At 68.8% G+C, this 22726-nt stretch carries 24 protein-coding genes; 2 read left to right on the forward strand and 22 right to left on the reverse strand.

Translation table 11 applies throughout. The features are described 5' to 3' along the window. Nucleotides 1-67: 67 nt before the first annotated feature. The 21 genes from AB4120_RS23140 to AB4120_RS23240 all read right to left on the reverse strand — a co-directional run bounded on the left by AB4120_RS23140 (nucleotide 68) and on the right by AB4120_RS23240 (nucleotide 19519). Complete coding sequence (locus tag AB4120_RS23140; RefSeq protein WP_144197108.1) at nucleotides 68-523, reverse strand: excinuclease ATPase subunit; 456 nt, start codon at nucleotides 521-523, stop codon at nucleotides 68-70. Nucleotides 524-605: 82 nt separating this feature from the next. Beyond that, complete coding sequence (locus tag AB4120_RS23145; RefSeq protein ID WP_149139191.1) at nucleotides 606-1835, reverse strand: beta-ketoacyl-ACP synthase; 1230 nt, start codon at nucleotides 1833-1835, stop codon at nucleotides 606-608. Then, on the reverse strand, nucleotides 1832-2563 hold the full coding sequence (gene fabG, locus AB4120_RS23150) for a 3-oxoacyl-ACP reductase FabG (RefSeq protein WP_144197106.1): 732 nt from the start codon (nucleotides 2561-2563) through the stop codon (nucleotides 1832-1834). The genes AB4120_RS23145 and fabG overlap by 4 nt, the downstream gene beginning before the upstream one ends. After that, nucleotides 2560-3057, reverse strand: a complete 498-nt coding sequence (locus AB4120_RS23155; RefSeq protein WP_262389797.1) for a hotdog family protein — start codon at nucleotides 3055-3057, stop codon at nucleotides 2560-2562. The genes fabG and AB4120_RS23155 overlap by 4 nt, the downstream gene beginning before the upstream one ends. A gap of 1 nt (nucleotide 3058) precedes the next feature. Further along, a complete protein-coding gene (locus tag AB4120_RS23160; RefSeq protein ID WP_149139190.1) occupies nucleotides 3059-4249 on the reverse strand; it encodes a beta-ketoacyl-ACP synthase in 1191 nt (396 codons plus the stop codon). Beyond that, on the reverse strand, nucleotides 4246-4821 hold the full coding sequence (locus tag AB4120_RS23165) for a DUF3261 domain-containing protein (RefSeq protein ID WP_149139189.1): 576 nt from the start codon (nucleotides 4819-4821) through the stop codon (nucleotides 4246-4248). Before AB4120_RS23165 ends, AB4120_RS23160 begins: the two co-directional genes overlap by 4 nt. 14 nt (nucleotides 4822-4835) lie before the next feature. Then, the gene (locus tag AB4120_RS23170; RefSeq protein WP_149139188.1) at nucleotides 4836-6065 is read right to left on the reverse strand and encodes an NAD(P)/FAD-dependent oxidoreductase; all 1230 of its coding nucleotides are present in this window, start codon (nucleotides 6063-6065) and stop codon (nucleotides 4836-4838) included. Nucleotides 6066-6070: 5 nt separating this feature from the next. Continuing rightward, entirely contained in the window at nucleotides 6071-8437 is a 2367-nt protein-coding gene (locus tag AB4120_RS23175) for an MMPL family transporter (RefSeq protein WP_441642908.1), read from the reverse strand. Nucleotide 8438: 1 nt separating this feature from the next. After that, nucleotides 8439-9053, reverse strand: coding sequence for an outer membrane lipoprotein carrier protein LolA (locus AB4120_RS23180; protein WP_262389796.1), 615 nt, complete (start codon nucleotides 9051-9053; stop codon nucleotides 8439-8441). Between the two features lie 11 nt (nucleotides 9054-9064). Beyond that, nucleotides 9065-9481, reverse strand: a complete 417-nt coding sequence (locus AB4120_RS23185) for an acyl-CoA thioesterase (protein ID WP_149139186.1) — start codon at nucleotides 9479-9481, stop codon at nucleotides 9065-9067. A 23-nt stretch (nucleotides 9482-9504) separates the two neighbouring features. After that, entirely contained in the window at nucleotides 9505-10530 is a 1026-nt protein-coding gene (locus tag AB4120_RS23190; protein ID WP_149139185.1) for an LpxL/LpxP family acyltransferase, read from the reverse strand. Next, nucleotides 10527-11276, reverse strand: coding sequence for a glycosyltransferase family 2 protein (locus AB4120_RS23195; protein WP_149139183.1), 750 nt, complete (start codon nucleotides 11274-11276; stop codon nucleotides 10527-10529). Before AB4120_RS23195 ends, AB4120_RS23190 begins: the two co-directional genes overlap by 4 nt. After that, the gene (locus AB4120_RS23200; RefSeq protein ID WP_149139182.1) at nucleotides 11273-13015 is read right to left on the reverse strand and encodes an AMP-binding protein; all 1743 of its coding nucleotides are present in this window, start codon (nucleotides 13013-13015) and stop codon (nucleotides 11273-11275) included. Before AB4120_RS23200 ends, AB4120_RS23195 begins: the two co-directional genes overlap by 4 nt. Continuing rightward, a complete protein-coding gene (locus AB4120_RS23205; RefSeq protein ID WP_149139181.1) occupies nucleotides 13008-13565 on the reverse strand; it encodes a hypothetical protein in 558 nt (185 codons plus the stop codon). The genes AB4120_RS23200 and AB4120_RS23205 overlap by 8 nt, the downstream gene beginning before the upstream one ends. A gap of 6 nt (nucleotides 13566-13571) precedes the next feature. Then, nucleotides 13572-13829 (reverse strand): acyl carrier protein, encoded by a 258-nt coding sequence (locus AB4120_RS23210; protein ID WP_092299795.1) that lies wholly within the window; start codon nucleotides 13827-13829, stop codon nucleotides 13572-13574. Nucleotides 13830-13870: 41 nt separating this feature from the next. Then, a complete protein-coding gene (locus AB4120_RS23215) occupies nucleotides 13871-14140 on the reverse strand; it encodes a phosphopantetheine-binding protein (protein ID WP_144197098.1) in 270 nt (89 codons plus the stop codon). After that, nucleotides 14127-14903 carry a lysophospholipid acyltransferase family protein gene (locus AB4120_RS23220; RefSeq protein ID WP_149139180.1) on the reverse strand — a complete coding sequence of 259 codons (777 nt, stop codon included), beginning with the start codon at nucleotides 14901-14903 and terminating at the stop codon, nucleotides 14127-14129. Before AB4120_RS23220 ends, AB4120_RS23215 begins: the two co-directional genes overlap by 14 nt. Then, a complete protein-coding gene (locus tag AB4120_RS23225; protein ID WP_149139179.1) occupies nucleotides 14896-15654 on the reverse strand; it encodes a beta-ketoacyl synthase chain length factor in 759 nt (252 codons plus the stop codon). The genes AB4120_RS23220 and AB4120_RS23225 overlap by 8 nt, the downstream gene beginning before the upstream one ends. Nucleotides 15655-16118: 464 nt before the next feature. Then, nucleotides 16119-17399, reverse strand: coding sequence for a fumarylacetoacetase (gene fahA / locus AB4120_RS23230; RefSeq protein ID WP_441642904.1), 1281 nt, complete (start codon nucleotides 17397-17399; stop codon nucleotides 16119-16121). 19 nt (nucleotides 17400-17418) lie between these two features. After that, entirely contained in the window at nucleotides 17419-18753 is a 1335-nt protein-coding gene (hmgA, locus tag AB4120_RS23235; RefSeq protein WP_149139177.1) for a homogentisate 1,2-dioxygenase, read from the reverse strand. A gap of 382 nt (nucleotides 18754-19135) precedes the next feature. Beyond that, nucleotides 19136-19519: a helix-turn-helix domain-containing protein gene (locus tag AB4120_RS23240; protein ID WP_144197093.1), complete on the reverse strand. Its 384-nt coding sequence runs from the start codon at nucleotides 19517-19519 to the stop codon at nucleotides 19136-19138. A gap of 283 nt (nucleotides 19520-19802) precedes the next feature. Between AB4120_RS23240 and AB4120_RS23245 the strand changes: the two genes are divergently transcribed. Continuing rightward, on the forward strand, nucleotides 19803-20420 hold the full coding sequence (locus AB4120_RS23245; protein WP_149139176.1) for a TetR/AcrR family transcriptional regulator: 618 nt from the start codon (nucleotides 19803-19805) through the stop codon (nucleotides 20418-20420). A gap of 288 nt (nucleotides 20421-20708) precedes the next feature. Continuing rightward, on the forward strand, nucleotides 20709-21611 hold the full coding sequence (locus AB4120_RS23250) for an alpha/beta fold hydrolase (RefSeq protein WP_262389795.1): 903 nt from the start codon (nucleotides 20709-20711) through the stop codon (nucleotides 21609-21611). Nucleotides 21612-21706: 95 nt separating this feature from the next. Here the strand turns inward: AB4120_RS23250 and AB4120_RS23255 are convergent, their stop codons facing one another. Beyond that, on the reverse strand, nucleotides 21707-22723 hold the full coding sequence (locus AB4120_RS23255; protein WP_149139174.1) for a zinc-binding alcohol dehydrogenase family protein: 1017 nt from the start codon (nucleotides 22721-22723) through the stop codon (nucleotides 21707-21709). Nucleotides 22724-22726 lie beyond the last annotated feature (3 nt).

Here is a 22726-nt window from a genome sequence, read left to right on the forward strand (position 1 = left end):
TGCGCAGCGCGAGCGGCATGGCAATCGTCCTGAAAACGTCAAACAGGTCCCGTCGATCGATGCCGCCTTACTTGGCGGCGACCTTGGCGTAGGTGCCCTTCAGCGTCACGCCCACCACCACGGCGCCGGCGTGGCACTCGTACTCGGTGGTGCTGGCGTTGGTGTCCTTCTTGTAATAGCTCACCATGTCCACCACCGCATTCGCGCCCAGCGACTTGGCCTTGTCCTGGAACGAGATCAGCGCCGAGAGCGCGGCCCAGCGGCACGCTTCCTCGTCAGCCTTGCCCACGCCGTTGGTCTTCTTGTTCGAGACATCGCTGTCCTTCTTCTCAAGCACCTTCGGCGTCTTCTGGCCGGCCAGATAGAACATGACCGAGCCGTCGAGCTTTTCCTTGGCTTCCGGCATGTCCAGGACTTCCTGGAACGGCAGCATGTACTTGGTGTCGCGCGCGGCAGCGGGCGCGGACAGCAGCGTGCCGGTACTGGCGATGGCGAGGGCGACCAGCGGGAGAGCGAATTTCATTGACCTTCCTTTGTTCTTGATTGTTGAGGGATGAAACCAGATGGTGGTACGGCTCGGGTACGGCTCGGGTACGGCTATCTGCTCAGGCGGCCCAGCGGCGGAACACCAGCGAGGTGTTGATGCCGCCGAACGCGAAATTGTTGCTCATCACGTACTCGGTGTCGAATTTGCGGCCCTCGCCCATGATGTAGTCCAGCGGCGCGCAGCGCGGGTCCGGGTTGACGAGGTTCACCGTCGGCGCGAACCAGCCGTCACGCATCATCTCGATGGTCATCCACGCCTCCAGCGCCCCGCATGCGCCCAGCGTGTGGCCGAGGTAGCTCTTCAGCGAGCTGACCGGCACGGCGCCGCCCAGCACTGCATGCGTGGCATGGGATTCGGCGATGTCGCCATGGTCGGTGGCCGTGCCGTGCGCGTTGACGTAGCCGATGCGCCCCGGCGCCAGCCCGGCGTCCTCCAGCGCCTGCCGCATGGCCACGGCCATGGTTGCGGCCTGCGGCTGGGTCACGTGCGCGCCGTCGCTGTTGGTGCCGTAGCCGACGATCTCGGCCAGGATGCGCGCGCCACGTGCCTGGGCGTGCTCCAGTTCCTCGAGCACCAGCGTGCCGGCGCCCTCGCCCAGCACCAGGCCGTCGCGGTCCGCGTCGAACGGGCGCGGCGTGGCCTCGGGGGTGTCGTTGCGCGTGCTGGTGGCGAACAGCGTGTCGAAGACGGCCGCCTCGGTCGCATCCAGCTCTTCGCCGCCGCCGGCCAGCATCGCCACCTGGCGGCCCGCGCGGATCGTCTCGTAGGCGTAGCCGATGCCCTGGCTGCCGGACGTGCACGCGCTGGACGTGGTCAGAATGCGCCCGGTGATGCCGAAGAACACGCCGATATTGACCGCCGCGGTGTGCGGCATCATGCGGATGTAGGTGGTGGCGCTGATGTCCTCGGTGGTGCGTTCGGTCATCATCCGGCCGAAGTCCTGGATCGCGGACGGCGTGCCCGTGGACGAGCCGTAGGCGATGCCCATCTGCCCGCCCGTGATGATGGGATGGCCGGTCAGGCCGGCATCCGCCAGCGCGGCCTCGCTGGCCAGCACGGCCATCAGCGAGACACGGCCCATGGACCGCGTGGCCTTGCGCGTGTAGTGGGCCGGCAGCGCGAATGGCGGCACCGGCGCCGCCAGCTGCGTGTTCAGGCCCTTGATGTCGGCCCACTCCGGCATCCGCACCACGGCATTGCGGCCGCTGGCCAGGCGCTCGCGCACCGTGGTCCAGTCGTTGCCCAATGCGCTGATCGCGCCCGCGCCGGTTACGACAACCCGCTTCATCCGAACATCCCCCCGTTCACCGAAATCACCTGCCGTGTAATGTAACCGGCATCCGGCGAGAGCAGGAAGGCCACCGTGGCCGCCACCTCGTCCGGCGTGCCCATGCGCCGCGCGGGAATCATCTTCAGCGCTTCCTCGCGCACATGCTCGTCCACCATTTCCGTGTCGATCAACCCCGGCGCCACGCAGTTGACCGTGATGTGGCGCTTGGCCAGTTCGATGGCGAGCGCCTTGGTGGCGCCGATGATGCCGGCCTTGGCCGCGCTGTAGTTGGTCTGGCCCCGGTTGCCCACCAGCCCGGACACCGACGACAGCGTAACGATACGGCCCGGCTGGCGGCGCTGCACCATCGGCATCACCAGCGGGTTGAGCACGTTGTAGAAGGCGTCGAGGTTGGTATGGACCACCTCGTCCCATTCCTCGCCGCTCATGGCCGGAAACGCCGCGTCCCGCGCGATGCCCGCGTTGCAGACCACGCCGTAATAGGTGCCGTGTTCCTCGATGTCGGCATGCAGCACGCTGGCGGTGGCCTGGCGGTCGCTGATGTCGAAGGCCAGCACGCGCGCGTTGCGGCCGAAGGCGCGCACGGCGTCCGCCACGGAGTCGGCGTCGTCCCGGCGGGCGCGGCAGTGCACCACCACGTCGTAGCCGTCGCGGGCGAGCCGCAGCGCAATGGCGCGGCCAATACCGCGCGAGGAGCCCGTGACCAGCACGGTCTTGTTCGTCATGCTTGCTGCCCCTGGAGAAACGCCTGCGCATCCGCAGGCTGGAAAACGGAAACATTGGCGCGCGCCACGTCGCGGCCATCCATCTCGACCGTGCAGGCGAACAGGCCGAGGCCGTTGTCCCCGATCAGCTCCACCTGGGTGCGGATAGTCAGCACGCTGCCCACCGGAAACGCGGGCACGTCGCAGGCATAGCGGCGCGAGCCGAGCAGGAAGCCCAACCCCGGCGGGCGGCCCGCCGCGCGCTCGCGCACGCCAGCCCAGGCGGCAATCGTCTGGGCCATGTATTCGATACCGACCCAGCCGGGCATGCCGGCATCGTCCACGAACAGCTGGGTGGCGCGCACCGTGGCGCGGGCCACGCAGTGCTCGCCATCGGCCTGGACGAGTTCGTCGATCAGCCGCATGGCGCCCGCGTGGGGCACCACTTCGGACACCGGCGGCAGGGGCGGCATGGCGACAGGTGTCGAGTCAGGTGTCACATCAGGCGTTGTCATGTCAGCCCTCTCCCAGCACCAGCACGCTGTTGCTGCCGCCGAACGCGAACGAATTGCTCATCACGTAGCGCGGTGCCCGGCCCAGCGACTCGTCCGCGCCCACCACGTGCAGCGGCGGCAGCGTCGGATCGGCCGCGCCGTCCCACCAATGGGCCGGCAGGCGCCCACGCGGGTTGTCGGTCAGGGTCAGCACCATCAGCGCGGCTTCCACGGCGCCGGCGGCGCCCAGCGTGTGCCCGGTCTGCGGCTTGGTCGAGCTGACCGGCACGTCGAGCCCGAGCAGGTCTGCCACGGCGCGCGACTCCATTGCGTCGTTCTGCTCGGTGGCCGTGCCGTGCAGGTTCAGATAGTCGATGTCGGCCGGCTGCACGCCGGCGCGCGTCATGGCCTCCTGCATGGCGGCGCGGGCGCCGGCGCCAGCCGGGTCCGGCGCGGACATATGGTGCGCATCGGACGTCTCGCCCCAGCCGGCCAGCCGTACCGGGCCGGCCTCGCGCGACATCAGGAACAGCGCCGCACCCTCGCCCAGGTTGATGCCGTGGCGATGGGCGGACAGCGGATTGCACCGCTCCGCGCTGACCGAGTCGAGCGAGCGGAAGCCGGCGATCGTGAACGCGCACAGCGTGTCCACCCCACCGGCGATGGCCACGTCGGCCATGCCCTGCTCCAGCAGCCGCGCGGCGGCGGCCAGCGCCTTCGCGCTCGACGAACACGCCGTGGAGATCGTATAGGCCGGTCCGGCCGTGCCCAGCGCCAGCGCGAGGTACTGCGCGGGCGAGCCCAGCTCCTGCTGGCCGTAGTGGAAGGCATCCGGCCAGGTGCCGGCGGCGTGCCGCGCGCGCACGGCCAGTTCGCCGTCACTGATGCCCGAGGTACTGGTGCCGAGCACGATGGCCACGCGGGTCGGGCCCACGCGGGCGATGGCGGCTTCCACAGCGGGGCGCAGCGCAGCCAGCGTGCGGTCCAGCAGCGCGTTGTTGCGGCTGCACAGTGCGGGCGCGAGGCCGGCCGGCAGGTCGGCGGCCGCCACCGGCTCGCGCACGGTACCGAGGTGCAGCGGCGTGCCAGGCGTGTAGCGGTCGGTGACTTCGCCGCCCGCCGGGCCGTCCGTGCGCCAAAGCGCGGCGCGTACGGCGTCGTTGCCGCTGCCCAGCGCGCAGATGACATTCATCGCGTTCAGGAAGATCGTCATGGCCGTGCTCCTTCACCCTGCAGCGTGCGGATGGTCAGCCGGTAGCCGTCGCGGCGCTGCACGAATTCCGTGGTGGCTGCGTCGGGATAGCGGATCTCGGCCACGAGTTCGTCACCGGCCAGCAGGCGGCGCATGGCCGGCGTGGCGTCCAGGCGCCAGCCCGGCGGCAGCGCCGCGCGAATGGCCGCCACCGGCCAGAGCGACAGCTGCAGATCACTGAGGATACGCTCCGGCACGAGTTCCGCGGGCGCCCACGGCGCACGTGTCACGCGCAGGTCACTGCCGTCCCAGTCCAGCCGGGCCAGCACTTGCCCACCAGCCAGCGCGGCCAGCCGGGTGTGGCCCGCATCGGCCTCCAGCAGCGCGAGGATGTCGCGCGTCTGCTCGCCCTGCGGCGACGGATAGCGCACCGTGATCTGCTGCTGCAACTGCAGCGTGCGGCCCAGCGACGCCGGCGGCAGGCGCAGCAGCGGCACAGCCGGGCGGTCCGCTTCGGCCACGGCTGGCGTGGGGCCGGCGGGCGGCGCCGTGGCGCAGCCAGCCAATATGGCCAGTGCCGCGCCCGCCGTCATCGAACAGAGAAGCCTCAGGCCGCGCAAAGCTGCTCCAGCACGTTGAGGCGCCGCCGGGACTCGGCCACGAAGGGGTTGCTGCGGTCCCAGGCGTAGCCGGCCAGGATCGACGAGATCATCCGGCGAATCTCCGGCGTGGCGTTCGGATGGAAGATCAGGGTCTGGAAGCGGCCCTCGTACCAGGCCTCGACGAAGGTGCGGAAGCAATCCACACCGGCCTTCAGCGGCCTGGCGTAGTCAGCGTCCCAGTCCACGGTCTCGCCGGCCAGTTGGCGGACGAGGCAGGCGGTGGCCAGGCTGGCCGACTTGAACGCAATCGTCACGCCCGACGAGAACACCGGGTCCAGGAACTCGCCGGCATTGCCGAGCAGCGCGTAACCGTTGCCCCAGAGTGAGCTGACATTGGCCGAGTAGCCGACGATCTGGCGCGCCGGCGTATCCCAGTTGGCGTCGCGCAGCAGGTGCGCCAGCCCCGGCTCCTCGCTGACCAGTTGCTTCAGCTTGGCCATCTCGTCGCCGGGGTAGCGGTCCAGGAAGGACTTCTCCGCCACCACGCCCTGCGAGCAGCGGCCGTTCGAGAACGGAATGGTCCAGTACCAGACATCGACATGCTCGGGATGCACGCCAATGCGGATCTTGTTGCGGTCGAAGGTGCCGGGCGCCACGCGGTCTTCCACGTGCGTGAAGATGGCCGCGCGCACCGGGAAGTTCGACGGGGACTCCAGCTTCAGCAGTCGCGGCAGGATGCGGCCGAAGCCGGACGCATCGAGCAGGAACTTCGCCTGCACCGTGTACGCCTGCCCGTCCGGATCGCGCACGGTGACCACCGGCTGCGCGCCGGTGACATCTACCGCCTCCACCACGTGGCGGAAGCGCACCTCGGCGCCCTGCTTCTCGGCTTCACGGATCAGCACGTCATCGAAATGCGCGCGCTGCACCTGATAGGTGGTGCCCCAGCCCTGGGAGAACTTGTCGCGGAAGTCGAATTCCGTGTAGCGGTCGCCCCGGGCGAAGGCAGCGCCGTTCTTGTACTGGAACCCGGCCTCCACCACGGCCTGCAGCATGCCGGCTTCCTCGATGTACGCCATGCTCTGCGGCAACAGGCTCTCGCCGATGGAGAAGCGCGGAAACGTCTCCTTCTCGATGACCAGCACCTGGACGCCGCGCTTGCGCAGCAGGCCAGCCGCCACCGAGCCTGCGGGCCCGGCGCCGACGATCAATACCTCCACCTGTTCCGTTTTCATATGCATCAACCCTGTTCAGCTTGTTGTTGTGAGGCGTGCCGGCCCAATGGCCGGAACCAAGGCGACAGCACCCAGACCGCGCCCACGCCCGAAAGCATCGTCATGCCGAACGCATGCAGCGCCGGCGTGGAAGACAGTGCGAGCAGCCCGAACGCCAGCAGCGTGCTGGCTGCGCCGAGCACGATGGCGGTCCAGGACACGCCATCGCCGGGGTGCTCAAGCAAAAATATGCCGTAATCGACACCTACGCCCAGCAGCAGCGCCAGCGCCAGCACCGAGAACAGCTGCAACGGCACGCCGAGCCAGCCCAGCACGGCCACGCTGAAGGCGGCGGCCAGCAGCGTGGGCGCCAGCGCACGCCAGCCGGCACGGCCATAGCGCCATGCCAGCAGCAGCGCCACACCGGCCGCGCCGGCCAGCAGCAGCCAGCTCATCAACACGCGGTAGTGGTGCAGCAGGAAGGACAGATCGGCGATGCGGTCCGACCATTCGGCGCCCTGCACCGTGTTAACGGCGGCGGCGATGCCAGACATGACTGCCGGATTTTCCAGCCCGCGCAGCAGCATCACGCTGGCGTAGCCGCTACCCTCGCGGTCCAGCCACAGGTGGCGCAGCGTGCCGGAGACCGGATTGGCCAGCCAGGCGGGCAGCGTCAGCACGGCATCGGCCGGAGACGCCGCCGGCGCGGCAATCGACCCGCCCAGCGTGCGGGCCACCCGCTCGCGCACGGCGGCTTCCTGACGGCCCGCCAGCGCGGCGTCCGCGCGTTGGCGGGCGGCGGACGGCACCCAGTCGGAAATCGCCAGGAAGCCTGCCAGCTCGCCGCGCCGGATGGTCGGTGCCAGCACGGCCTTGACGGCCTCCTCGCGCGCCAGCACCTCGTCCGGCGTGGCGCCGCGCACCAGCACGAATTGGGCGGGGCTTGGCGTGCCGAGCAGGCGGCCGGTGAGGCGCTGCGCCTCGATCAGCGCCGGCGGCGAGCTTTGCAGCTGGCGCACGTCATCGACAATCCGCACCTGCCAGATCCCCGGCACGATAAACAGGGCCAGCGCCCCAAGCGCCAGCGCCGTGCGCCGGTCCGCGCGCACGCGCGGCCAGCGGGCGAGGCTCTCGGCGAGCCAGTTCGACACCCGCGTGGGCCGCAGCGCGCCCCGGTCCAGCAGCGGGAACCAGAGCACCACGGTCAGGAAGGCGGCGACCAGCCCCACCGCCGAAAACAGCGCCATCTGGCGCAGCCCCGGGAACGGCGCGATGCCGAGCGCCAGGTAGGCCACCACGCTCGTTGCCAGCGCCAGCGCCATGCCGGGCAGCAGGTGGCGCATGACCGATGGCGGCGTAGCGCGCGGCAGCGCCTGCCGCGAGACGAAGTAATGGATGCCGAAGTCCTCCGCCACGCCCACCAGACTGGCGCCGAACACCAGCGTAATCAGGTGCACGCGGTCGAAGACGATGGCTGTGGCCGAGATCGCCGCCGCCGTGCCAATGGCCAGCGACAGCCCCACCAGCACGATCGGCCGCAGCGAGCGGAACGCCAGCCAGACCAGCAACAGCACCGCCGCCAGCGAGCCCCAGCCGATCACGTTCATCTCAAAGTTGGCCTGCGCGGCGGCGGCCTCCGCGTGCAGCGGAATGCCGGCGGCCACCACGCGCACATCGGCATCGCCCTGCCGCGCGGCGGCCCCGGCGGTGCGCAGCAGGTCGCTGTAGTCGGTACTGCCGCTGACCGAGAACGCCGGCTTGGTGATGCGGTACGTCAGCAGCACCCATTCCTTGCCATCGCCGGACAAGGCGGCCAGACCGTCGCGGTCCTGCACGCGCGTCACGGCGGCGCGGGAGAGCCACCAGTCCTGCCACAGCCCCAGCGGGTCGGCCGCCCAGTCGGTCAGGCGCGGCCCGGTGGAGAGCTGGTAGAGCCGCGTCAGCGCCTGCTGGGCGAGCTGGTCCGGATTTCCTTGCTGCAACTGCTGGCGCTGTGCATCGGTCAGCAGGTGGTCGCGCCACGGGCGATAGAAGTCGAGCGCCTTGTCGAAGTCGAACGCGGCGATCTTGTCCACCGGTTGCAGCAGCGTACCGCCCTGCGCCGTGGCCTGGCTGAAGCGCTGCGCCGCCGCGCGCGTGCGCGCCCAGTCCGGGCTGCCGACGAGCACCACCACCTCCTGCGCCACGCTGTCGGCCAGCCGGCGCAGCACGCGGTCCGCCGCAGCGGTGCGCTCGCTGGTCGGCAGCAGCGCCATCACGTCCGTATCGAGCCGCGAGCCGCGCCAGAACTGCACCTGATGGGCGATCATGGCCAGCACGATCAGCAGCCAGGCGATGGCCAGCCCACGCGCCAACCGCGTGATGCCGCCCTGCGTCGCCACCCCGCCCGCCACATTACTCAAAGCGCTGCTCCTCGGCCGGGGTCAGCTTGCCGGCGGCAGCCGGGTCGATCATGCGGACCACGGTGCTGTCGCCGCCGGCTTCCTCGAGCCGCACGTCGCGCACGAACTTGTCGCCGGCCAGCTCGATCCGCGTGAACACGCGCCGCATGCCGGCATCTTTCGGGATCAGCGTCAGCGCCCATCCGGCGCTGCCAACCAGCTTGCCAATTACCTCGAAGCGCGCGGAGAGCCCGCGCAGGTCGCCGCGCAGCACGGCAATCATCGACTCGCCCACCACGCGCATCGCGGGCTGGGATTCGGCCTGCATCTGCTGCTGCACGCTGCCGTCGGCGCCGCGCATGACCAGTTTCTCAGGCGTGACCAGCAGGCTCGACGGGAACGGCTCGCGCGTTTGCCAGACCACGCCACGGCCGCGCGCGAGCACGAAATCGCCGCGCGAGACCAGCGGGTTGCTGAAGCCGGACAGCCGGCGCGTCTGCTCGAACTTGCCGCGGATGACCGGCGCGTCAGCCAACCGCCTCGCCACCGAGGCGAGCAGGTCTTCGGCATGGGCCGGCAGCGCGGGCAGCAGGGCCGCCAGCGCCAGCGCGGCGGCGGCGCGGAGCACGTGGCGGCGCCTCACGACGGCACCCCCAGCTTCTCCAGCAGCACCGGCGGGCAGACGTAGAGCATCTCCTGCGTGGCCATGTCCACGGCCACCTGGATCGAGTAGCCCTTGGTCAGGCGCTGGCCAGACGCCGCATCGCGAATTTCGTAGTCGATCTTGAGCCGGTTTTCCCATTCGACGATGGTGGCGCGCACGATCATCTCCTGGCCGTAGACTAGCGGGCGCACGTACTTGACGCGCAGGTCCACCACCGGCCACGCGTAGCCGGAATCGCGCATCTGCGGGTAGTCGTAGCCAATCTGCTGGAGCAGCGCGCAGCGCGCCACCTCGAAGTAGCGCACGTAGTTGCCGTGCCAGACCACGTTCATCGGATCGAGGTCATGGAACGCCGGCGTCAGCGTGATCTCGTGGCTGATAGGTTTGGACATAGGTCTCCGGTGGGCGGCGCGGCCTAGTGCGCGTCCTGGCGCGCGTCCTGCGCGTCCTGGCGACCGGTACGGACCGGATCGTCCGCCCAGAAGTCGTAGAAGTTGAACCAGTCGAATGGCGAGCGCACCAGCAGCGCCTCCAGCCATGCGGCGTAAGTCGTGGCCAGCGCGGTCAGCGCGGCGTCACGGCTCGCCCGTGGGAGCGTCACCGCGCGCGTGAGTTCCGTGAAGCGCAGCAGATGGCCGTCGCCATGGCGCACGCAGCCCATCGCGTACAGCGGGCAGCGCATCAGCCCCGCCAGCACGTATGGGCCCACCGGGAAACGCGCCGGCGTGCCCAGGAACGGCACGCGCACGGCACGGCCGCCGTGCGCGGGCGCGCGGTCGCCGGCAATCGCCACGAACTCGCCCGCCTGCACCTTGGCCGCCAGCTCCAGCGCCGTGGCGGGCGAAATATCGTCCACCTGATAGAGCTGGAGGCCCGATTTGGGATCGAGCCGCGACAGGATCCGGTTGAAGCGCTCGGCGTGGGCGGTATGCACCAGCACGGTCAGCCGCAGCCCCTGCCGCTGGTTGGCCAGCACCCGGCACAGCTCCAGGCAGCCCATGTGCGCCGTCATGATGATGCCGCCCTGCCCGCTGGCGATCTGGTCCAGCAGCACCTGATGGCCTTCCCGCGTGACGTTGCCGAAGCGGTACTGGCCGCCGATGGACAGCAGCTTGTCCAGCAGCGTGTCGGCGAACGAGAACAGGTGGCGCAGCGTATGGCGCCACGTGGGGCGCGCGCCAACCGCGCCGGCGGTGGCCTCCATGCGCGTGAGGTAGTCCATCGACGCGCGGCGCGCCAGCGGATGCGTGATCCAGTAGTAGGTGACCACCGGGTACAGCACCGCCCGGAACAGCGTGCGGCCGAAGACGCGATAGAGCCCGTACAGGCACCAGACGCCCCAGACGCACGTGGCCTCGCCGATGGTGCTCCAGTGGCGCGATGGCGTGCGGCGCGTGGCGGCGTCAGCCGTACCCCCGGTCTGCGGCTTGGCCGTGCTCATGCGGGCCTCACTTTGCGCCAGAGCAGGCGCGGCAGCCGCCACACCATGCCGAAGAACAGCCGCGTGTGCATGCGCGAGATCAGCACGTTGTCTCGCCACGCCTGGAAATGCGAGACGCCATCGGACGGATACGTCACGCGCGTGGGCACGTTAACGATGCGCACGCCGCGCCAGACCAGATGCACCAGCACCTCGGTGTCGAATTCCATGCGCCGGCCCAGGTCCACCTCGCGCATCAGCGCGGTCACCGGCGCCAGCGGGTAGACCCGCAGGCCGCACATCGAATCCTTGATCTGGAACGAGAGCGTGTTGATCCAGACCCAGATATGCGTGAGATAGCGCGCGTAGAGGCGCAGGCGCGGCACCGAATCGTCGTACACCGGGTGGCCGCAGATCATCGCGGCGGGCTGGGCCTGGGCGAGTGCGACGAACTGGGGAATGCAGCCTGCGTCATGCTGGCCATCGGCATCGATCTGCAGCGCGTGCGTGTAGCCGAGCCGCGCCGCTTCCGTGAAGCCGGCCATGATCGCCCCGCCCTTGCCCTGATTCACGGACAGGCGGATCAGGCGGACGCGCTCGGGGTGCGCGGCGGCAATCTCGCGGAGTACCTGCTCGCAGGCCGGGCTGCTGCCGTCGTCCACGAGCAGGCACGGCAGCGGGTGCGCGAGGATGGCATCGACCATGGCGCCGATGGCGCCTTCGTGGTCATAGACCGGCACGAGCACAACCGGACGGAACGGCGTCATGGCGTATCGGGATGGGGATGAAAGACGATCTTGCCGCTGGCGTGCGGGCCGGTGTCCGACGTCAGCCGGAAGCCGAGCGAAAGCGCATCCGGCTGCCACGTCAGCGCCATGCGCACCGTGGTGCCGGGCTGGATCACGGCCTGGAACTTGAGCGTGTCCAGCCGCGCGAAGCGCTCGCGCGGGGGAATCGGCAGGCGCTGGGGCGCCAGCGTCATCACCCAGTCCACCTGGGCCACGCCCGGCACGATCGGGGTGTCCGGGAAATGGCCGTCGAAGATCGCCAGGTCATCGGTCACGTCCAGCGCGGCGGTGGCCGAGGTGGCATCGGCCTCCAGCCAGTGCGCGGCCGGCACCGTGCGGCGAAACAGGTCACGCAGCATGGCTTCGGTGGTCTTGCCCTGCGCGTTGCACGGCAGCGCCGCCACGAAGGCCCAGCGGCGCGGTAGCGCTACCGGGTCCACGGCATCAGCCAGATGCGCGCGCAGCGCGGCGGTCAGCGCGGCACGGCCATGGGTGTCGAGGATGGCCTGTCCGGCGTCGCCCGGCACCACGGCGGCGGCCACGCGGGTGCCGACATCGAGCTCGACCATCACGACCCGCGCCTCCCGCACCAGCGGCGAGGCGGCCAGCCGCTGCTCGATCTGCGTCAGCGAGACACGCTTTTCCTCGATCTTGACGATGCGGTCGGCGCGGCCGGCCAGCACAAAGCTATCGTCGCCGGCGGGCAGCGCGCGGTCCGCGCAGACATACCAGTCGTCATCGGCCAGATGCGGCGAGCGCACGGCCAGGAAGCCGTCCTGCAGGCGCCAGGCGATGCCGGGCAGCGCGGTCCAGCGGTCTGCCTGCACGGCGCGCTGGCGCCAGGCGATACCGCCGGTCTCGGAACTGCCGAATACCTCGATGGGCGAGCGGCCGGTGTGGCGCAGCGCGTCGGCGGCGGCCTCGGGCGGGAGCGGCCCGCCGGACGAGAACACCGCTTGCAGCACGGGGCGCGTGACGGGCCAGTCGAGCCCATCGGGCATCCGCTTCAGGTGGGCCGGGCTGCTGACCAGCACCGCCGGGCGGGCGTCGTCCGCGCAGGCGCGCACCAGTTCCTCATGGAAGGCCAGCCGCGCGCCGGGCATCGGCCGCCCTGCCGCCAGCGGCCAGAGTACCGTGAACAGCAGGCCGTAGATGTGCTGGTGCGAGACCGTGCTCAGCACGCGCACATCGGCGGGCAGGCGCGCGCCGAAGGCCTGCTGGAGCGTGTGGACCTCGGCATCGAGCTGGGCCAGGCGCTTGTCGATGGCCCCGGGCTCGCCGGTGGAGCCGGAGGTGAACAGCGTGACCCAGGTGTCGTGTGTGCCGAGCGGGGGCCAGTCGGCCTCCCCTTCCTCGGGCACTGACACGGGCACGGGGGCTGGCGTCAAGCCGCCCGGCAACTCGCCGGCCAAGCCATCGGCGTGGCCGCGCAGCGCCGCGAGCGTCTCCGCGCGGGTATCGCCTGGCAGCACCACATGCTTGCCGGCATGCCACGCGCCGAACAGCGCGGCGGCGAAATCGGCCGTGCCCTCGAAGTACAGCGCCCAGCGCGCGCCCGGCGCCGCCGTGAAGGCCCGGCGCCACGCCGCCACGCTGGCAACGAACGCCGCCGCCTGGGCATCGCCCTGCGCGGCCCGTGCCGCCTGGGCGGCCATCACGGCACCCACGCCGGTGAAGCCCGTGAAGCCCGTGAAACTACTGAGCGCGGGCTCAGTCATGACGATTCTCCGCATGCCGCGCCATGACGCGCTGTCGCACCAGCCATTCGCCGGCGAACATCGCGCCGATCAGGCCATAGGCAATCGCGCCGTTGTACAGCGCCCAGACCCGGTCGCTGGCGGCCAGCGCGGTCACGGCGGCAACCGCGCCATTGCAGACAAAGAACACGCACCAGGCCTGCGTCACCCGGCGCGTATAGGCCACGCCGCTGGGCGGCAGGTTCGGCTCGCGCAGCCGGGCCATGCGCTCCACCAGGGAGGGCGGATGGCGCAGGCTCCAGCCGAACACGCCCAGCATCGCCACGTTCACCAGCACCGGGTAGAGCTTCAGGGGCAGCGCGTGGTCGGAGGCCAGCACGATCAGGGCCAGCCCCGCCGCGAGCACCGCCATCGCCCGCCAGCCGGCCTGGCGGCTGGTGCCGGCACGCAGCAGGGCGAGCGCCACCAGCGCCAGCGCCATCACACGCGGCGAGAAGTGCTGCAGCCCCAGGTAGATCACCACCGGGTACGACAGCGTCAGCAGCCCCAGCCCCCACTTGCGCCAGGTCATCGGGCGTCAGGCGGTGGCCGGCGAGTCGATCAGCAACGCAAGCGCCTGCACCACGTCCTGCACGGTGCGCACGGACTTGAACTGCTCGGGCTTGAGCGGCTTGTTCAGCATCGGCTTCAGCTTCACCAGCAGGTCAACGGCGTCAATGCTGTCGATATCGAGGTCGTCGTACAGCCGCGCCTCGGGCGTGATGCGCTCCGGGGCAATCTCGAAGGTTTCCTCGAGAACCGCCGCCACGCGCGCGAAGATTTCGTCGTGAGTCATGATCTGGCTCCGTATAGCAGTATTGCGATTTCCTCGCGGGTTCAGGCCGGGGCCTGGCCGCGCTGCGACGCCACGAACGCCGCCAGCGCCGAAACACTGGCAAAGCGCGCGCGGATTTCCTCCTTGTCGCCATTCATGGTGATGCCGTAGCGCTTCTGCAGCGCCAGGCCCAGTTCCAGCGCGTCGATGGAATCGAGGCCCAGGCCTTCGATGAACAGCGGCGCGGTGGCGTCGATATCGTCAGCCGCCATGTCCTCGAGGGACAGCGACGAGATGATCAGTTCCTTGATTTCTTGCTCAAGCGCCTGCACGGCGGATCTCCCTGGAGAAAAACTCGGATAGTGATTGGGTCAGGTGGCGCACGGCCATGGCGTCGTCGGTGCCCGGCGCCACCCACTGTGCGGGCGGCACGTCCGGGTGCACGTCGATGACAAAGCGCGGGCGGCGCACCGGCACGTGGTACCACTTCTCGCCCTTGGTCAACGTGGGCGGTTCGCAGCGGATGACCACCGGGGTGAGCGCAAAGCCGCCGCGCACGGCCACATTGGCCGCGCCGCGCTGGAGTTGCAGCGGCTGGCCCGGGCGCGTGCGCGTGCCTTCCGGAAAAATGATCAGGTTGTTGCCGGCGCGCAGCGAGGCGATGCAGTCGTCCACCATCGCCGCGCCGCTATCGTTCTGCACCCAGCCGGTGGCCAGCACCGGCCCGCGCGTGAACGGGTTGCGCGCCAGGCCGGACTTCACCACGCAGTCGGCACGGCGCGTCAGCGCCATCAGGAACACCACGTCGATCAGCGACGGATGGTTCGCCACCACCAGCATCCCCTCGCGTTGCAGCCGTTCGGCATGGCGGATTTCGTAGCCGATGACGCCAACGCTGCGCATCAGCCAGAGGAACAGCCGGAAGGCATGATGGATGACATCGCGGCATACGCGCTGGCGGGTCTCGGTGGACCACGGCAGCAGCGAAAGCGCCGGGAACACCAGCACGCGCAGCAGCAGGCCACCCACGCCGAAGCTCGAGAAGCAGAAGCCGGTGGCGCACACGCGCCAGGCGCGGTCGAGGCGTTCAACCATGGCGCTGCCACCTCCAGACTGCGCGTTCGCCGCGGTGGCGCAGCTCGGCGTCGCCGCTCAGCATGAATCGCAGCACGTCCAGCGCGTGCGGCAGCACCGGATGCGCGGTGTCGGGGTCCGTCGCCTCGCGCACATGGTCGATGTCGAGCCGGAACACTGGCTCGCCCGGACGCGGCTTGCCGATGCGCCAGGCCCAGCCGAACAGGCAGCCGGGCTCGTCGGCAAACTCGGCATAGGCTTCGGGCAGCGGCGCGTCGTAGCAGACCAGCAGCACCTCGTCCGCGCCATCGGCCAGCAGCGCGCAGGCTTCGAAGGCGGCCGTCTCCACGGTGTCGCGGCCCGCGGCCACGGCCTGGAGGTTGGAGGCGTCACCCCGGTCGATCGTGAACAGCGCGCCAATGGCGTTGTGGACGGAGAGGCCGAACGCGGTGGGAGACAGGGGCTCGCCAGCGGCCAGTTCGCTGAGCATGTCGAAGGCGCGACGGGTGTCGCCGTGGCGCGACGCGAACACGGCGGGCGCGGCGGGCTTGGCCGGTGACTCGTCGGGCGGGAGGGTGTCGTAGGCGGGATGCAGCGCCGCGCGGCCGATGGCATTGACGCGTCGGCGCAACATCGGGGCCATGGCCGCGAGCGCCGGCAGATCCGATCCCTCGGGCAGCCATGGCGCAAGACTCCACGCCTGCCAGGCTTCCGGGGATTGCAATGCCGGCGCACAGGCCGCCCATGCGCGAATTCCGAATTCAATTGCCATGCCGTGCGCGTTGGGTGGAATGTGAGCCCCGCGTCCCCCCGTCGTGCCTGGGGCAACTTTGGCCGCGCGCGCGTGCGCCGGCCCGCGCGCGACCGTCGCACCGGGGAACAGATTCCGTTTTTCCCTGAAATTAGAAGCAAAATCCGAGGATTTCGCCGAAATTAGTTATCGACACCCGGATCTCGCGTATGCCGAACTAACGGCGGGTTTCGGCCAAAAACTGAGCCGCCCAGTCGAGGGGTGTCAGTGTGAGCGCGCCCCGGGATGGTCATCGCGGCAAACTACCGAAATGTTTCAGCCCAGCGAACTTCGCCACACTTTTTTTGTCAGGGGCGAATTCTCGCATAAAGCGGCACCCGTAGGAATGACGCAACAGTAACGGTCCTTCGCAAATGTAACGAGGGCGGGCGCGACCTTTCAGCCGCCCCGCCCTTGTGCGGAGGACGCCCCCGAGGGGCTTTCGATCAGGCCGCCGGCAGGATCTTCCCCGATACCTCGCCGAAGCCGACCCGGTAGCCATCACCCTGGCACCAGCCAGTCATGGTCACGGTGTCGCCATCCTCCAGGAAGCCGCGCTGCGCGCCGCCGGCCAGCGCCACCGGCTCGGCGCCATTGCGCGTGGTCTCCAGCAGGCTGCCGCAAGAATCCGGCGTGGTGCCGCTGATCGTGCCCGAGCCCATCAGGTCGCCCACGCGCACATTGCAGCCAGACACCGTGTGGTGCGCCAGTTGCTGCGCCATGGTCCAGTACATCGCCTTGAAGTTGGTGCGGCAGACCGTGCTGGGCGCGGCGCCGGCCGGTTGCAGCGCCACTTCGAGCGCGATGTCGTAGGCGTTGCGGCCCTGCTGCCGCAGATACGGCAGCGGTTCCGGAGACTGCGCCGGATTGTCACGGCGGAACGGCTCGAGCGCCTCCATCGTCACCACCCACGGCGAGATCGACGTCCCGAACGACTTGCTGTTGAACGGCCCGAGCGGCACGTATTCCCACTGTTGGATATCGCGCGCGCTCCAGTCATTGAGGATGACCATGCCGAACATGTGCGCGGGCGCGTCCGCCGTGCTGACCGGCTCGCCCAGCGCCGACGGCTTGCCGACGATGAACCCCATCTCAAGTTCGTAGTCGAGCTTGCGGCACGGGCCGAAGGTCGGGCGCGGCTCGTTCGGCAGCTTGGTCTGGCCGTTGGGGCGGCGCAGCGCCGTACCGCTGACCACCACCGAGCTGGCACGGCCGTTGTAGCCGATAGGAATCTCAAGCCAGTTCGGCAGCAGCGCGTTTTCCGGGTCACGGAACATGCGGCCGACGTTGGTCGCGTGCTCGCGCGACGAATAGAAATCGGTGTAGCCCGGAATCTCGACCGGCAGGTGCAGCGTCACCCCCGCCATCGGCACCAGCGCCTGGGCACGCAGCGCCGCGTTATCGCGCAGCGCGACGTCTTCGCCGGAGAGCAGCGCCGTCAGCCGGGTGCGGGTGGCCTGCCACACGGGCTGGCCCAGCGCGATAAAGCGGTTGAGGCTGGCCGACGCAAACGCGCCCTTGGCCGCCACCGGCAGCAGGCCAGCATCGTCGAGCGCGGCGAGGTCCAGCACCTGGTCGCCAATCGCCACGCCCACACGTGGGGCCTGGCCGTTTGCCGAAAACAGGCCGTACGGCAGGTTCTGGATCGGGAAATGGGTCTGGCCGTCGTTGGCCGATTCGACCCAGCTGGTGGCACGCGCCTGCGTGCCGGTATTGGGGGCAGTCATCTTGGGAATCTTCCGTAAATCAGCGCACGTTCGGGTTGAAATGCTTCTTCAGGCCTTGCCAGCAGGTGTAGTAGTCATGCTGGAGCAGCGCCGACTGGGCCGCGTACGGCGTCGGGCGGATCACGCCCGGCGTCTCGAACATGAACGCCATGGTGTCGGTGATGTGGTGCGGCTGGCTCGTGTCGGCCTTCGAGGCCCGCTCGAAGGTCTCCGCATCGGGGCCATGGCCGCTCATGCAGTTGTGCAGGCTGGCGCCACCCGGCGCGAAACCCTCGGCCTTGGCATCGTAAACGCCCGAAATCAGGCCCATGAACTCGCTCGCCACGTTGCGGTGGAACCAGGGCGGGCGGAACGTGTTCTGCGCGGGCAGCCAGCGCGGGCCGAAGATCACGAAGTCGATGGTGTCCACGCCCGGTGTGTCCGACGGGGACTGAAGTACGAGGAAGATCGACGGATCCGGATGGTCGTAGCTGATCGATCCGATCGTGTTGAAACGGCGCAGATCGTACTTGTACGGCGCGTAATTGCCATGCCACGCCACCACGTCCAGCGGCGAATGGTCGATCTCGGCCTGCCAGAGATTGCCCTGGAACTTGGCGACGAGTTCGAACTTACCCTCTCGATCCTCGTAGCTCGCCACCGGCGTCAGGAAGTCACGCGGATTGGCCAGCCCGTTCGAGCCGATTACGCCGAGGTCCGGCAGCTTGAACAGCGCGCCGTAGTTCTCGCAGATATAGCCGCGCGCGGTGCCGTCCGGCAGATCGACGCGGAAGCGCACGCCGCGCGGAATCACGACGATCTCCTGCGGCTCCACCGCCAGCCGGCCCATTTCCGTCGACAACAGCAGGCGGCCCTGCTGCGGCACGATCAGCATCTCGCCATCGGCGTTGTAGAAGAAGCGGTCCTGCATCGACTGGTTGGCCAGGTACAGGTGGATGCCGCAGCCAGTCATCGCTTCGGGGCTGCCATTGCCGGCCATCGTCACGATGCCGTCGATAAAGTCGGTCGGCGCGGTCGGCATGGCCGGCGGGCTCCAGCGCATCTGGTTCGGCGACGGCGGCACTTCGTCGAAACGGCTCAGCCAGCGGCCCGGCTCCAGACGGCTGAACGGCTGGTGCATGGCGGCCGGGCGGATCCGGTACAGCCACGCGCGCCGGTTGTGGGCGCGCGGCGCCGTGAAGGCGGTGCCCGAGATCTGCTCGGCATACAGGCCATATGGCACGCGCTGGGGCGAGTTCTGGCCCACGGGCAGCGCGCCGGGCAGTGCCTCCGTGGCGAATTCGTTGGCGAAGCCGGACAGATAGCCCGCCATCGAGGCGTCCGCCATCGCTTCGTTCAGTTGAGTTTGGGTCATGAAGTCTCCTCTCGTGCCCCGGATCGCATTCGCCGCAGCGACGAATTACAAATTGTGAAATCAATTTCCCATATCGTAATGACGGCAGGCGGACGTGTCAAACCGGGACCGACCCTAAGTCGGCCTTAGGACGACAATAGGCGACCCGGCGACGAGTGGCAGCGCGGACCATAAAAAAGGAGAAGCGGGAAATCAGAAGACCGCGCACGAAGATGTGCACGGAAAAGCGCGGCGCGATGGCAGCGGCGGGGCTCGCTGGCGCGATCGGCATGAAGGACCGGGCATTGCCAGCGCGGCCGATCGGCCGCGCCAGAAATGCCCGGTGGACTTGCTATCCGAGGACCATGCAGGCGGGTGCCCCCAGGTCTACGGACTGGCGGTGTTACATGGGCTTGTGGCCCTCCCCGGTGCTGGGTCCGGAACCGAACCCGCCCTGCCCCTGCGGCGTAGCCGCGGGAGCCGAGCCGGCCGGCTGGCCGGCCATCGAGGCTGCTGTAACGCCGCCATTGCGGCTGGCGATGAATGCGTTGACGTCGGCTGCCAGATGCTGCGGGGCCAATACCACCTCCAGCCCCAGCGCCTCACAGGCCGCCAGGAACGTGGACATACGTGGATCGGCTTGCCCCGATTCCGCCCGAAGATAGGCTTCCCGGGAAATTCCCGCCTTACGGGCGACGTCCTCCTGCTTGAGCTTGCGCGCTCGACGCAACGCCCGCAGTTGCCGGAACGGTTCGCTAGCGCCTCTTGGCACGGCTGTACTGTTCATGTCGGTCTCCAGTCACCAGTGAAAAAAAAGTGCGCGGACGTGCATTCGAGTATAGAGCACGTAAAGCGTTCCGTAAGGTCATGTTTGGAACACTTTTACAGATTTCTTATGATGGCTTGATCTCGCCTGCCGGAACCTCCTCCAAAAGGCGGATACAGCACAACTTCCTCTTCCCGCCTCCTCATAACGACAACGCACGCTTTGCGTTGACGTCACTTCAGTATCAACGATGTGTGGAATAAGGCAAGTTGACAAACCGACCGGTCGTGCTATTCTCCAGTTCATGCAAAAAGGCCAGCTCACCCGTACCGCGATCATCGAACAGGCACTCGCTTCCGCCGCGCGCGTGGGCTTCGAGCAGCTTTCGCTTGCCACGCTGGCGGCGGACACCCACATGTCGAAGAGCGGGCTCTATGCGCACTTCCGTTCCAAGGAGGCGCTGCAGGAGGCCGTGCTCGAGCGCGCGGCGGAGCGCTTCAACGATGTTGTCGTACGTCCGGCGATGCGCCAGCCGCGCGGCGCGCGCCGCCTGCAGGGGCTGTTCGATGGCTATATGGACTGGCTCGGCGCCACGGTGACCGAGGGGCGTTGCCTGTTCATGGCGCTCTCCCAGGAGTACCGCGACAAGCCCGGAGTCATTCGTGACAGGGTTGTGCAGGCCTTCAAGGACTGGCACAGCACCATCTGCCGCGTGATCGCCGACGCGGTGGAGGAAGGCGATCTCCGCTCCGATGTGGACCCGCGCCAGTTCGCGTTCGAGATGGCCGGCATTGGCATGTCCTTCCAGACATCGTTCAAGTTAATGGCGCGCAGCGATGCCGAGGCGATGGCCCGGCGCGCGTTCGCCAGGCTGCTCGACGACGCCCGGATCACGCGGGAAACCGCCCCGGCCGACGCCTGAGACGGCTCGCCGACAGCTTCACACCCCTGCGTTCCCGGGCACGGACGCAGTGTGTCAGACGGCATTTTCGCCGTCATTTATTGCCCGAAAAATAGCACGACTGGTCGGTCGTGAATCATAAAAAAACAGGCGGGAAGCCAGTGAACCTGGCCGATTTCGCCGGCAAGCCATCGGTTGGAGGTGTTCGCCGTGCCGCAAGTGCTGTTTTCCTCATCCACACCAAGCGCCGCTGGGTCACGTCATGTGACGCAAGCAGAACCCATTTCCACCGTCCGCACAGGGCCGCCCGTGTGGCTCAGGCTGCGGTGGCAAGCCGCGAGCCTCCTCCATCCGGCGGGCACCGCCCGCGCGCTGGAGCGCCTATGGTTCACGCCGCCCCGGGCCAGATCCAGCCCCGATGCACTGCGCCTGCTCGACGCGGCGCGCAGCGAATGGGCGCTCGTCACTGGCCAGGGTGCCAGCCGGCGCGTGCGCGTCTATCGCTGGGGCACCGAAGGGCCGGTGGTCCTGCTTGCCCATGGCTGGGGCGGTCATGCCGGCCAATGGCATGCGCTGGTCTATGCGCTGCTGGGCGCCGGGATGCGCGTGGTGGCCTTCGATGCGCTGTCTCATGGCGCCTCCGATGCCGGCGCACGCGGGCCAAACCAGACTTCCTTGCTGGAGATGGCACGCTCGCTGCTGGCCGTGGCGTGGCAGGTGGGACCAGTCCACGCAGTGGTCGGTCATTCCCTCGGGGGAGCCGCCGCCGCGCAGGCGATACGCGAAGGCCTGCCGGTGTGCGGCGCGGTGATGATCGGCTCGCCGGCCGATATGGGCGAATCCTGCGCCGCCCTCGCCTGGCAGCTTGGCATCGCGCCGGGCATCCTCGCGCGCATGCGGCAACAGAGCGAACAGTGGCTCGGCACGTCCTGGGCAACCTTCAACGTGCCCGATGTGGGCCGCACGCGGCCGGTGCCGCCCGCGCTGGTGATCCATGACCGCGATGACAAGGAAGTACGCTGGGAAGACGGCGCCGCCATCGCCGGGGCGTGGCCGGCTGCGCGGCTGGTGACCACCACCGGCCTCGGCCATCGGCGCATCCTCCAGGACAAGGCCGTGGCGAGCGAAGTCGTCGGCTTCGTAGGGGGGCTGGCTGGCGAGAATGCCGTGCGAAGCCTCGCACGCGCCGTGACCATGCGCCCTCTCAGCTAACCCCCTTCCATATAGACAAACTAAGGGCCGGGTGCTGCGTCAGCAGCCCCGGCCCTCGTTTATGGTGCGCCCGCCACTTGGCGGTTAATTGCAGATTAGAACCCCGACAGCACCAGCTTGCCGATAGTCTGCCCGCCTTCCAGCTGCGCGTGGGCGCGGCGCAGGTTCGCTGCGTTGATCGTGCCGAGGTTCTCGCCCACCGTGGTTTGCAGGCGTCCGGCATCGATCAGCCGCGCCACCTCGTTGAGCAGGCGGTGCTGCGCGATCATGTCCGGCGTGCCGAACATCGCGCGCGTAAACATGAATTCCCAGACGAACGTCGCACTCTTGCTCTTCAGCGCGCCCACCGGCAGCTCGCCCGCGTTCTCGACGATCGAGCAGATCTTGCCCTGCGGCGCGATGGCTTCGGCCATCGCCTTGAAGTGGCGGTCCGTGTCGTTGAAGCAGAGGATGTAATCCACCGCGTCAAACCCGAGTTTGCGCAGTTGCGCGGGGATGTCGGCACGATGGTCGATGATATGGTCGGCACCCAGGCGGCGGCACCAGGCTTCCGACTCGGGCCGCGAGGCCGTGGCGATGACCGTCAGCCCCGCCAGCACCTTGGCCAGCTGGATGCCGATGGAGCCCACGCCCCCTGCCCCGCCGATAATCAGCACCGAACGGCCGGCATCGTCGCCCTTCGACGAGACGCCCAGGCGATCGAACAGCGCCTCCCAGGCCGTGATGGCCGTCAGCGGCAGCGCAGCGGCATTGGGGAAGTCCAGCGATGCTGGCTTATGGCCGACGATGCGCTCATCCACAAGGTGGAATTCGCTGTTGGCGCCGGGCCGCGTGATGCTGCCTGCGTAGAACACCGGGTCGCCGACCTTGAACAGCGTCACGTCCGGGCCCACGGCGGTCACGGTGCCAGCGGCATCCCAGCCCAGCACGCGCGGTGCATCTTCCACCTTGTCCTTTGGCGCGCGGACCTTGGTGTCCACCGGGTTCACGGCAATTGCCTCCACCTTGACCAGCAGGTCGTGGCCCGAGGCGGCCGGCTTGTCGATCTCCACGTCCACCAGCGCCTGGGGGTCGCTGATCGGCAGGTAACGGGTCAGTCCAATGGCTTTCATTGC

Source organism: Cupriavidus sp. 2KB_3 (assembly GCF_052115685.1).
Classification (GTDB): Bacteria; Pseudomonadota; Gammaproteobacteria; order Burkholderiales; family Burkholderiaceae; genus Cupriavidus; species Cupriavidus campinensis.